This is a genomic window from Actinocrinis sp. (assembly GCF_035938995.1).
In the GTDB taxonomy this organism is placed as follows: Bacteria; Actinomycetota; Actinomycetes; order Streptomycetales; family Catenulisporaceae; genus DASZGI01.
Map to the genome: position 1 here is coordinate 1 of NZ_DASZGI010000189.1, position 12,036 is coordinate 12,036.

A 12,036-nucleotide genomic window follows, 5' to 3' on the forward strand; every position below is an offset into this window, starting at 1 on the left:
CCGCCGTGGAAGCTGCCGATGTCGTTGCTGATGTTGCTCAGACCCGCCGCGGCCTCGTCCGGCGCGAATCTGGCCTCGAAGGCGAGCATGGGCCAGGTCGCGGGCGTGTCACCGGTGAACTGCATCGTGTTGCGCCGTTCCGACCACGGCCCGACTGGGTAGTTGCCGTGCTTGTCGGCCTGCTGCGAGCTGCCGATGCGGCTGAAGGCGAAGCCGCGCAGGCCCCGGGCCGCGGCGTCGTTCGCATACGCCTGGTTGATGAAGTTGTCCGACGCGACCTGCTGGTCGGACGCGGTCGAGGGGTCGCAGCAGTAGTCCAGCCACCACTCGCGCACGCCCTGCTGCTCGAAGGGCTGGTGCAGGTTGAAGTACGCTGCGAGCTGCGCCGGCTTGGACCAGTCGAATATGTAGTTTCCGGCGCCCGCGCCCGGGGTCAGCCCCCCGGCTTGGGCGTTCGCGGCGGCGAACTTGGGGTCGTTGCCCGCGATCGAGGTGTGGATGTTCAGCGCGACCGAAAGGCCCTGAGTCTTCGTCCAGTTCAGGAACCCCTGCGGGTCGGGGAACAGCGCGGGATTCCAGTTCCAGCCGTTCCACTGCGACGGCGACTTCCAGTCGGTGTCCACGACCAGCCAGTCGATCGGCGTGAACGTGCTGCGGAACGTGGGCAGCAGGGTGTTCTCGTAGTCGGCGGTGGTGTAGGCGTAGTAGCGGGAGTACCACACGCCATAGGCCGACTGCGGCAGCAAGTTCGTGCTACCGGTCAATGCATTGAGGTCAGCTAGACCCTGTTTGTAGTTCTGGCCATAGCCGAAGAAGTAGCCGTCCTGATACGGCTGGGCGCCGTGCGTGGGCCGGTCGGTCACTGTCTTGTCGGCATTGAGCAGTGCGGTACGCGTGTCGTCCAGGAGATACCAGCCGTCCCGGTCGAGCAGGCCGGGGTGTTCGGGCATGGGTATCACGTCCGGGTTGTCCAGTGCACGGTCCCAGCCGCCGAGGACGTCGCTGGGGCCCGCCCCGTAGCCGGTGCTCAGTAGCGGGTCGGTGTAGGCGGGGTAGGAGGCGCCGGTCGGGGTGACCGCGATGCTGTCCAGATTGACGTTGCCCGAGTCGCTGGCGGTCTGGGTGATGCCGATCGTGTGCGTACCGGCGCTCAGTGGGATGGTCACCGACGCGGTCGACCATGTGTCCCACGATCCGGTGACGGGCAGCGACAGTCTCGGCCCGGCGGAGCCGTCGACGCTCGTGGACAAGGTCCGTGTCTCCGTCAGGCCGTCTCCGCCGGTGGCGTTCGCGTACCGCACGGAGAGCTGGTACGACCCGGCCGACGGGATCGCGGAGACGGCCTGGGTCAGGGAACTGCCGGTGGAGCTGAAGCCGGCGAGGAATCCGGATCCGGTGTAGTTCACGTGGTCGTAGGCCGTGGCCGCCGAGCCGCCCAGCTGGCCGTCCTCCGCCTGGCAGGCCGTGCCGAACACGCAGTAGGACGGGAATTCCGGGGCGGCGGTGATCGAGGTGGTCACCAGCTGGACCGAGGTGTTGGCGCTGGTGAACGGCCCGCTGCCCTCGCGGTAACGCAGGGTCAGATCGGCGGTATGGATCTCCCGGTACCCGCTCGCCACGTCGGTCGTGAACGCCGGCACCGGAAAGTTCCGATTGACGACGTTGAACGTGGTGCTGTCCTGGAAGCGGCCGTCACCGGCGTACTCCAGCCGGATCAGCGTGGGCGTCAGTACTTCGAACCGTGCGTTACCGTCTACGACTGCGCTCGAGAGGGCGGCACCGCGGGAGACTGGCACTGCTCCGGCCGCGGTGCCGGAGACTGCAAGGACCACGGCCACGACGAGGGCGACCGCACCGCGGCGACGCGTCGACGCGCGCCTCCCGCCTAGGACGGACGCGACCGGTGTACGCATGGCCCCTCCGAAATAACGTTGGAATCGCGAGATATGCCTGGGGTGACGCTCGGGCAGCGAAGTGGCGGCCCGAGCCGGCGCGGGAATGGTCAGAGGCCGGATACCGACGGATCCCGCGCTGTGTGCTGAGTGGCGGGAGCCGGCACCAGTTGCCTGGGCGCGCCGCCGGACTGCCGTGTTACGCCCTCCACCAGCCGATACTTGATGGAAACCGCGCATTCAGCAGCCTGATTCGAGCACGGGACCGCTGTGGGGAGACAGGCCCGTGTTCGCGATATCGAATACTGATTTTGAGCGACCGATGGGCGCGATCGCAGTGTGGGTAAGGCTTATTCAACGTTGTAATGCCCCATTAACGCACCGCGCTCAGCAAGCGTCAAGGCCGCGTTTGACATCCGCTGCCGACGAGTCCGGCGCGCAGTTGCGGGACCCCGTTGCCCGTCGTGAGGGAGATATTGATCTTCTGGGTGCGGGACGTCGTGGGCGTTTGTCCGTGTGCTGCTCAGGGGTGTCGCCTGGCCACATCGCTGCGACAGCGGCCGGTCAGAGGTTTGCGGCGGTTCAGAGCAGGCTCGGCGCGGTCGGCCGAGCCGGGTTGCCGAGGCGCGTCGTGGCGTGCAGCACGGTCGCAACGGCGCCGAGCGCGACGGCGCGGTCTCCGAGCAGGCCTTTGCACAGGGTCACATGGCCGCCGGCGAAGGGCAGCGCGTCGCGTTCGAGGGCGGCGCGCAGGGGCGGCAGCAGGATGTCGTACGCGGCGGCCAGCTCCCCGCCGACGATCACCCGGTCGGGGTTGAGCAGATTGCAGATGATCGCGGTGGCCGCGCCGATGCGCTGCCCGGCGTCGGCGAGCACGCGGGCGCAGGCGCGGTCCCCGGCGAGCGCGAGGGTGACCACGTCGTGCGCGGCGCGGTCGGCGCCGTAGTGGGCGCGCAGCTGGTCGAGCAGCGCCGGGAGGCTGACGTAGGTCTCCAGGCAGCCGCGGTTGCCACAGCGGCAGATCTGGCCCGCGGGATCGACGGTCATATGGCCGAACTCGGCCGCGGTGCCGCAGGAGCCGCGGAAAAGCCGGCCGTCGATGACGAAGCCGGCACCGACCCCGGTGCCGATCTTGATGTAGACGGCGACGTCGGCACCTTGTCCGGCGCCCCAGGTGACCTCGGCCAGGGCGCCGAGGTTGCCCACGTTGTCGATGAGCACGGGCAGGCCGAGCCTGGCGCCGAGTTCGTCGGCCGGGCGCAGACCCACCCAGCTGGGGGCGATGCTGGAGGAGCCGACCGTGCCGGTGCGTTTGTCGACCGGTCCGGGCAGGCCTGCACCGACGCCGATCACCTTGGCGCGCGGCACGCCCGCGGCGTTCAGCGCGTCCTCGGTCATGGCGGCCGCGATCTGCAGCGTTTGGCGCGCGTCGTGGTCGCGCATCAAGGGTCGGCTGCTCTCCGACACCACCGTGTGCGCGAGATTGGCGACGACCACGCGCACGTGGGTGTGCCCGAAGTCGATCCCGACCGCGGCTCCGGCGGAGGGGTTGAGAGTCAGCAGGGCGCCGGGGCGGCCTTGGCGCGGCCGCACGCCGGTGTCATGGGCTTCGGTCTCGACGACCAACCCGTCGTAGTGCAGCGCGGCGACGACGTTGGAGACCGTGGCCCGGGAGCAGTCGAGCAGCCGGGCGAGATCGGCCCGGGTTAAGGCGCCGCGCGTGCGCAGCAGTTGGATGACCCGATCCCGGTTCCCGGTCCGGGTGGCCGAGGTGGGTGTTTGCACACCGGATGTGTACATCGCGGTCCTCGAAGCGGCAAGCGTTGAACAAAACGGCGTCCCACGTCCAGTCACCGCGTGGGTCCTAGAGGAGCTCAGACGGGACGGCCAGCGTCGGGCACTTGTCATTATTCGACGGCAATTCGGTGGACAATCCGAACTTTCCGGACTCATTTGTTCATTTCGTTGACACGCTGGGGAGCCTGCTTCAGCATCGAGCACGCGGTTGCGCTATGGCATGGGCAGCTTGGAAGCCTCGGCTCGCCGCCCGTACCCACGCTCACTCGCCCAAGGATGTGCGGATGTGAAGAAGTACTGACGCTTGGTCGGTACGCGCCGTCAGAATGTCATGGTTCATAGTCTTCATAGTCACTGGCTGCCGCGCATGGCAATGTCCTGCGCATGGCCGGCGCAGGTAGCGAGCCTCGGAATCCTTGGCGTGAGAGCGTGCCATAGCCACGAGTCCTACGCCGGCCCCAAGGTCGGTGTGACAGACCCCTGATCATTTTTCTCCTCATCCCAGCATGACGGAGCCGTACACACCACCGCCGGCAGCGGCGCCAGCGTCTCCGGACACGGCGTCGTGATGCGCCGCGTGCCCGGTGGCCACTGATCATCACAGATGGGAGCAGTCCCACAATGAGGAATCGAACGCTGACACCCAACCTGCGCAGCAGGCGCGGCCGTGCTCGGATCGCCGCGCCCACGACCCTCGCGCTGCTCGTCGGCCTCGGGTTGGCTGAGAGCAGCGCGTACGCCGTGACACCGCACGTCGCGGTCACCGGGTCAGGAATCACGGCGAGCGTGAACTCCGACGGCAGTTACCAGATCCAGACCCAGCAGCCCGCGTCCTGGACCTTCTCCGGAACCGTCGGCCACGCTGTGACGAGCCAGAGCACCACGTCCGGTACGGACGCGATCGGCGCGTACCAGGAAGTTGACTTCTCCTACACGGACAGCGTTCACCGCGCCGCGAGCATCCGGGTGTACCAGAACGCACCGATCGTGCTGTTCGGCTCGACAACTCAATCGTCGGCGGCGAACTCGGCGTCGGCCGGAACCCCGTTCCCCTCCTTCTCCACACCCGGGTTGCCGTACTTGGAGTCGTTCCAGGACACGGCATTCTCGTACTACCAGTTCGGCGGCACGCCGGCACACGATAGCCCGCAAGTGGGCTTCGACGGCCAGGGGCACAGCTATCTGGTGTCGGCGGCGGACAATTTCGGCGTCGCAAACCTGACGCGCAGCACCACCGGCACCGTCTCCGCCGGGATCGCGGCGAGCGTCTCGACACTGCCGGCCGGGTTCACCCACCGCACGATCCTGGCGCTCGGCAGCGGCATCAACACCACGTACGGCACGTGGGGTAGCGCGCTGATGGCGCTGGGCGGCAAGCACCCGATCGCGAACAACGCCAACAGCACCCTCAATAAGCTGGGTTACTGGACCGACAACGGCGCCACCTACTACTACAACTACAACTCCTCACTGGGGTACCAGGGCACGCTGCAGTCCGTCGCCAATGACTTCGCGAGCAAGGGTGTGCCGCTCGGCTACATGCAGTTGGACAGCTGGTGGTATCCGAAGGGGTCGTCGGACTCGTGGCAGGGCAACGGCACGGACCGCGGCGGGGAGTACGTCTATCGCTCGGCGCCGGCACTGTTCCCCAACGGGCTCGCGGCATTCCAGCAGCAGCTCGGTCTGCCACTGGTCACCCACGCGCGGTGGATCGACCCCTCCAGCCCGTACCGGCAGCAGTATCAGATGTCGAACAACGTCTCGACCGATCCGGCGTTCTGGAACAGCACGATGACCTATCTCAAGAGCGCCGGCGTGGTCACCTACGAGCAGGACTGGCTCTCGGAGTACGCGCAGCCGAACTACAACCTGACCGACCCGAGCGCGTTCATGGGCAACATGGCGAGCTCGGCCTCGGCAAACGGCCTCACTCTTCAGTACTGCATGCCGCTGCCGTGGAACTACCTGCAGAGCACGCAGTATCAGAACGCGCAGACCACCCGCGTGAGCAACGACCGGTTCGACCGGTCCAAGTGGGACGGGTTCCTGTTCGATTCGCGCCTGGCCAGCGCGTTGGGCGAGTACCCGTGGACCGACGTGTTCATGAGCACCGAGACCCAGAACCTGCTGCTGTCCACCCTCTCGAGCGGCATGGTCGGGGTCGGTGACGCGATCGGCGCGGAGAGCGCGTCGAACCTGCTCGAGTCGGTGCGCGCGGACGGCGTGATCGTCAAGCCGGACGTTCCGATCGTGCCGCTGGACAGCGTGTACTCGGCCGTCGCACAGAACTCGACCGCGCCGATGGTGGCCAGCACTTACACCACCCACAACGGGCTACGCGAGGCATACGTGTTCGCCTATGCGCGTAACAACGGAACCCAGTCGATCGCCTTCAACCCGAACGCCCGCGGGGTGAGTGGCGAAGCCTACGTGTACAACTACTTCACCGGGGCCGGCCGACTGGTGCCTGCCGGCAGCACGTTCACCGACACGGTCGGCAGCAACGGCTCGTACTACGAGATCGCGCCGGTTGGCCCGTCCGGTATCGCATTCCTCGGCGACGCCGGCAAGTTCGTCTCCACGGGCGACACGCGTATTCCGCACCTGTCCGACAACGGCACAGTCAACGCCACCGTCGCCTTTGCGAACAACGAGCACTCGGTCACGGTGCACGGCTACGCCCCGATCGCACCGACGGTGACCGCGAGCGACGGTTCGGTCGGCTCGGTCAGCTACAGCTCCTCGACCCACTTGTTCAGCGTGACGGTCATGCCAGGCAGCGATCACAACGCCGTCATCGCGCTCCACTAAAGCTGGGCGCAGGCGCTGGCGACAGTGCTTGTAGGGCCGGGGCTGGGAACGGGTTGCTGTTCCTGGCCCCGGTCGTTCGAGCCTTGCGGCTCGCGCGGTCGCCCATGCCTTCGCCGTGCCGTGGCTGCTATACAGACGTACAGGTCAGCGAGTGGCTTTACACGCCCTCGGCGTTCTCATCGCAACCGCCGCCGAGTACTGGTCCAGACAGTGCTGTGACAAAAAGGCATAGGTTGGTCCGGATGCCGAAGCTCGTGGCCTGCACTGGGCTGGCGGTGGCGCCCATAGATCTGCTCAGGACAGATGACCTACGTCTCGGTGCTGCTGGGCTTGTACCGCTTGTCGCGTACGTAGATCACGTGCGGCTTTCCGTCCCCGGGGCTGCGGCGTTGAACGTCGAACAGCTCGGTGGCGGCTACCAGGTCGCTGAGCTTGGCGAAGCCGTAGGTGCGCGGGTCGAAGTCCGGTTGCTGCTTGGTGACGATGTGTCCGACGTTGGCCAGCGCGGCGAAGCCGTCGTCGTCGGAGGCGGCCTCCATCGCCGCGCGCAGCTGGTGGACCAGCTTGGTGTCGGCCTTGAGCTTCGAGGCGGAGGCGCGCGGCACCGGCTTGGCCGGGGTTCCGACCGCCTCACCGCCGCCGAGCTCGTAGCCGAGGTTCTCGGTGTAGATGAACTTGTCGCACGCGGCCACGAAGGGCTTGGGGGTCTTGCGTTCGCCGAAGCCGTACACGATCAATCCCGACTCGCGGATGCGTGCCGCGAGGCGGGTGAAGTCGCTGTCGCTGGAGACGATGCAGAACCCGTCGAAGCGTCCGGAATACAGCAGGTCCATCGCGTCGATGACCATCGCCGCGTCGGTGGCGTTCTTGCCGACCGTGTAGGCGAACTGCTGGATCGGCTGGATCGATTGGGTGAGCAGTTGCTCTTTCCAGCCCTTCAGGCTGGTGCTCGTCCAGTCGCCGTAGGCCCGCTTCACGTGCGCCGTGCCGTATTTCGCGACTTCCGCCAACAACCCTTCGGCCAGGCCGGGCTGGGCGTTGTCGGCGTCGATGAGCACTGCGAGTTTCAGTGCGCTCTCGGCGGCCATGCCGTCCTTCCGGGCTGTGAACGGGTCGGGTTCCGCGGTTGGGCTGTGCCCACCCTAGCCGAATCGCGTGCGGCGCGAGCGCGCCGACACCGCCTCCACCGCGGCGTCTTCATGCACCTCAGACGGGGCAGCAGTGCTTTCCGGCATCACTGCGCAGGAGGGTCGAGATCGGCGCCGCCCGCCGATCAGGACACCGCACCCCCACACTCTTTCCGACTTCGTCGGTGAATAAGGAAGGCGGCGTCTCAGCGCCCGTACTGTGGCTGTGCTCAGCGCTGCTGCGGGGGCGGCGGTAGGTACGGCGCGATCGCGTGGGCGAGGAGCGGCACCGGCATCGACTGGAGCCAGATCTCGCCGGGCCCGGTGAGTGAGACCAGGTGGAACCCGTCCTCGCCGAACGCGATGTTGCGGATGCCCTGTAGCCGGGTGATCTCGAAGCGGACGCTCTCCTGGAACAGGCCCACGTGGCCTGGGTGCACAAGAAGGGTCTGGCCGGGCTGCAGGGTGTAGGTGATCACTTCGCCCGACAGCTCGATCCACGCCTCGCCCTGCCCCTCAAGGCGCTGCAACAGAAAGCCCTCGCCGCCCCACAGCCCCGCCCGCAGGCCCTGCTGCACCGCGACGGTCGCGTTCACACCCGGGGTGCCACAGAGGAACCCGTGACGGTGCACCATCATCCCGGCGCCGGGATTGATCTGCACGGGCAGGATCTGGCCCGGCAGCTTGGTCGCGAAGGCGACCATGCCGCCGCCGCCCTGCGCCTGGTACCGGGTCTGGAAGAAGCTGCCGCCGCCGAGCGCCCGCTTGGCGGCGGCGAACAGTCCGCCGCCGCCCCCGCCGCCCATGGTCTGCGACAGCGTGATGGTTGGGGTCATCCACGACAGCTCGCCGTGTGTGGAGATGACCGATTCGCCTGGTCCGAGGGAGATCTCGAGGACGGGAAGCGTCGTGCCCTTGATGGTTGCCTGCATGGGTGAGAGCGTACTGAAACGCCCGGTTTCTAAGGCACAGCCAGCCGGAAGATTCACGCAGTCAGACCACGGCTCTCCCAGTAACCCGAGGTCGCCGCCGTGAGGTGTAAAGCAACCCTTGACAGCGATGAGCTGTAAAGGTATCCTTTACGCATGGCCGATTCTCCCCAAACCCTCAATGCCCTGAGTGCCCGGCTGGCCGAGCAGGCCTCGGTCCTGGCCGAAGCGGTGGGCAGCCCGTTGGCGTCGCCCGCCTACCTCGACCTGGTCCGGCGCGCCCTGGGGGTCGACGACCTGGCAGACCAGGTGCTCAAGCTGTGCGTGCAGCAGAGCAGGGACGCCGGCCACACCTGGCAGGAGATCGGAGACCTGCTCGGAGTCACCCGTCAGGCCGCCTTCCAGCGGTTCGGCAAGCCCATCGACCCCCGCACGGGAGAACCCATGGACAAGACAGTGCACATGGCCGACGCCGCAGAGCGCGCGATCGAGATCGTCACGGCCGTCCTCGACGGACGCATGGACGAAGCCAGGCAGTCCTTCAACGCGCAGGTGCTGGAGGCCTTCACCGACAAGGTCCGCGGCGACGGCCTGGCCACCGTCGCCGGCCTCGTCGGCGCGTTCGAAGGCTTCGGCGAGGGCGAGCCGTTCGTCCGCCGCATCGGCGATCACACGGTCGTCGACGTTCCACTGCGCTACGAGGCCGGCGACATGAAGGCCCGGGTCGCCTTCGACACCGACGAGAAGGTCGCCGGAATCTTCATCCTCGCCCCCGACACCCCGTGAATGTCGGCCAGGACCAGGTCCTGAGCGGCCTGGCCAGCCGGCTGAGCAGAGCAACCGCGACCACAGACGACGAACTAGTCAAGCAGGTACTCGCTCCTGTCCGGCTGCGGGACTCTCACGGACCCCGCCCGGCGCCCCGATCTTCCCGCTCGGCCGCTCTGACGACTGTCGCACTCGAAGATGCGCATCTCAGGTCTGCTGAGGTGCCCGCTGCCTGGTCAGCCGGCTGGCGTCGGCGGCGGGGAGAGGTAGGGGAAGTAGTCCAGGAGCGGCCCCGGCTCGAGCCCCGAGGAGAAGTCCTGGTTCACGATCATCTTGATGATGTTGGACGCGATGTCCTCGATCACGCCCTTGCCGTTCTGAATGTCGCACCAGGGGTCCCAGAGGGCGACGGTGCCGGGAGTGAACCCGATGACGTTCGGAAGCAGCGCGTCTGCCGCCCACGCGCCGTAGGCCCGTGCGGTGGGGAAGCTGTGGGGAAAGTCGGGGTATGTTCCGCCGGCCTCGACGACCGCCGCGATGTTGTCGCGCACCTGACCCCAGATTCCCGAGGCGGGAGCGGTCGCGGGGTGGGCGGGCCGGCCCACGAGATCGATCGTGGGGGCGGTGGAGTTGTAGTCGGGGACCTTCGCCGAGCCGGTGGCGAACGCGAAGAAGGTGGTCATGTTGGGCTTGCCGGCGCGCTGAGTCTGGACCCAGATGTTGTGCCCCGTGTCGAAGTACGCGGTGGTCGCCCAGAAGTGAACCCGGCGGTGCCCCGTGATCGCGACGGGTACCTCGAGCACATAGGACCTGACGGCGGTGTTCGCGAAATCATTGTGGGCGGGACCCAGCGAGGCGAAGTCGGGGAAGGTGCCGGCCGCCAGGCAGTTCGTCGTCGTGACGGGGTAGGGGATGTAGTTGCGGAACGGGTCGAGGCGTGGCCCGGCGAAGAGCTTGATCCCGTTGCTGCACTCCACGACCTGCCCGATGGGGGCGTTGGGCGGGGTGATGATGGTGCCTGAGGCGGTGCGGTCGGTGGCCGCGGCGTCGGTGAGCTGCTCCACTTGCACGTGCTGAACGCCATCGGAGCCGGTCGGGAAGGTGGCGCGGAACGTGATGTCCTCGACGTAGTCGCCGTCGGTGTCGATCTTGAGCTCGTAATAGCCCGCGGCGTTCCAGGTCGGAGCGCCGAACGGCGAGGTGTTCATCCCGAATACCGTGCGCGGGCCGTGCCGATCGCCGGGCCCGGCAAAGCAGTACGCGTCGCTGATGTCCAGCGTTTCGTCTGTCGGGTAGTCAAAGTGGTGGGACATGACGCTCCTACTTGGCCAAGGTCTTGTGGGAGTACGGATTGCGGGAGAGCGCCTGCAGCGCCAGCGTGTAGAACCGGTTGTGGAAGGGCGCCTCGTCCGTGGCGCCGTACTCGCCGTAGAGCCACAGGATCGGGAGCTTGCGGGCATCCCACGTCACGCGGTCGGTCCTCCCGCTCGCATGCCTGAGCTCGTACCAGCCCTCGGCGAACCCGCTCAGGAGCGCGATACGGCTTGGAGCGCCGCGGTCGGGAACGACCGACGCGTCGACCGTCGTACCGTCAGCTGCCGTCACGTTCGGCCATGCGGTCTGGGCCGACGCGGTGTGCGGCTGGTGGTAGTAGTCCTGGACGGCCACGGCCTTGATGCCCGCTGGCAGCACCAGACAGGTTCCCGGAGTGAGCAGCGGGGCGTTGTACCGCCGCTCCATTCCGCGCACCAGGTCATCCGTGGCCTGCGGGACGCTGCCCGGCTGCGCCGCTGTGGCGGCCTGAGCAGGGGTGGCTGACCCGATGCTGTACAGGACGGGGAGGGCGGCGAGACCGCCAAGGACGCCGCGGCGACCCAGGGTGCCTCCACCAACGTCGTCTGCGCGCTCGGCTTGTGCATGCGCTTGTCTGCCTCTGATGATGTTCACTCACGTTCCTCTCTTGCGGTGGTCGCAGGCCACTGACGCTGTGCGCCGCCTGGCCCGGCCATGGGTGATGTCGTTCCGCGGGAACTTAGAGGTGGACAGCGGCCCGGCTCTGGCTGTCGGCCGCGATACTCCACAGGTTGACCTCACCGATCGCGAAGGCCGATGTCTGCGCCGTCTCAGTAGCGGTCGGGGTTGGGCGGGCCGAGGTACGGGAAGTGCGCCAGCAGGTCGCCGTGCGGGGTGAGGCCGGTCGGGGAGATCTTGCCGCGTGTCAGCCACTGGAAGCGGTAGCTGTAGACGTCGTCGGTGAGCTTGCGGCCGTTGGGGTAGGAGACGGGCTTGGTGCGGTCGTAGGGCAGGGCGTCCGGCAGAACCTGCAGGGCGGCCTGCCTGGCCTCTTCCGCTGAGTAGCCGCCGCTTTCCAGCGCCTTGGACCACGGCGCCAGGTAGTTGGCCACATCGTCGGCGGGCTGCCGAGTGTTGTAGAGGTTCTTCTCCCCGTCCGAATTGATGAACGGGTTGATGGACGGGTGTCCGCCGCGGTCCATCTGCTCCAGCACGCCGTCCGTGTATCGGCTGATCGAGGCCCACACTCCGATCACGTCGCCGGAGCCGAGCAGCTCTGAGGGCACCTCGAGCACGATGGAGTCGACGTCGTTGTCGGCGAAGTCGTCGTGCTCGGTCCACTTCAATCCGTGCAGAGCGCCCTCGACGTCGGCGAAGAAGGGATCGCTGCGCAGGCCCGCGAACAGCCGGATCCCCGCC

9 protein-coding genes are annotated in these 12,036 nt (G+C 67.4%); 2 read left to right on the top strand and 7 right to left on the bottom strand.

The window, feature by feature from the left end; translation table 11 throughout:
- Both VGZ32_RS13325 and VGZ32_RS13330 read right to left on the bottom strand, forming a co-directional pair.
- On the bottom strand, positions 1-1,913 hold a 1,913-nt coding region (locus tag VGZ32_RS13325; protein ID WP_326886302.1), incomplete at its 3' end, for a TIM-barrel domain-containing protein.
- Between the two features lie 561 nt (positions 1,914-2,474).
- Positions 2,475-3,677: an ROK family protein gene (locus VGZ32_RS13330; RefSeq protein ID WP_326886303.1), complete on the bottom strand. Its 1,203-nt coding sequence runs from the start codon at positions 3,675-3,677 to the stop codon at positions 2,475-2,477.
- Between the two features lie 633 nt (positions 3,678-4,310).
- On the opposite strand from VGZ32_RS13330, the gene VGZ32_RS13335 reads away from it, so the two are divergent.
- Positions 4,311-6,500 carry a hypothetical protein gene (locus VGZ32_RS13335; RefSeq protein WP_326886304.1) on the top strand — a complete coding sequence of 730 codons (2,190 nt, stop codon included), beginning with the start codon at positions 4,311-4,313 and terminating at the stop codon, positions 6,498-6,500.
- A 308-nt stretch (positions 6,501-6,808) separates the two neighbouring features.
- Here the strand turns inward: VGZ32_RS13335 and VGZ32_RS13340 are convergent, their stop codons facing one another.
- Positions 6,809-7,588: an NYN domain-containing protein gene (locus VGZ32_RS13340; protein ID WP_326886305.1), complete on the bottom strand. Its 780-nt coding sequence runs from the start codon at positions 7,586-7,588 to the stop codon at positions 6,809-6,811.
- 269 nt (positions 7,589-7,857) lie between these two features.
- Positions 7,858-8,559, bottom strand: a complete 702-nt coding sequence (locus VGZ32_RS13345; RefSeq protein WP_326886306.1) for an AIM24 family protein — start codon at positions 8,557-8,559, stop codon at positions 7,858-7,860.
- A 153-nt stretch (positions 8,560-8,712) separates the two neighbouring features.
- On the opposite strand from VGZ32_RS13345, the gene VGZ32_RS13350 reads away from it, so the two are divergent.
- Positions 8,713-9,342 (top strand): DUF3887 domain-containing protein, encoded by a 630-nt coding sequence (locus VGZ32_RS13350; RefSeq protein ID WP_326886307.1) that lies wholly within the window; start codon positions 8,713-8,715, stop codon positions 9,340-9,342.
- A 218-nt stretch (positions 9,343-9,560) separates the two neighbouring features.
- Here VGZ32_RS13350 and VGZ32_RS13355 read toward each other — a convergent pair whose 3' ends face one another.
- The 3 genes from VGZ32_RS13355 to VGZ32_RS13365 form a co-directional block, all read right to left on the bottom strand.
- Positions 9,561-10,637 (bottom strand): hypothetical protein, encoded by a 1,077-nt coding sequence (locus tag VGZ32_RS13355; protein ID WP_326886308.1) that lies wholly within the window; start codon positions 10,635-10,637, stop codon positions 9,561-9,563.
- Positions 10,638-10,644: 7 nt separating this feature from the next.
- Positions 10,645-11,271 carry a hypothetical protein gene (locus VGZ32_RS13360; RefSeq protein WP_326886309.1) on the bottom strand — a complete coding sequence of 209 codons (627 nt, stop codon included), beginning with the start codon at positions 11,269-11,271 and terminating at the stop codon, positions 10,645-10,647.
- A gap of 176 nt (positions 11,272-11,447) precedes the next feature.
- Positions 11,448-12,036 (bottom strand): DUF4331 family protein (locus VGZ32_RS13365; RefSeq protein WP_326886310.1); only part of this gene is annotated, 589 nt, incomplete at its 5' end.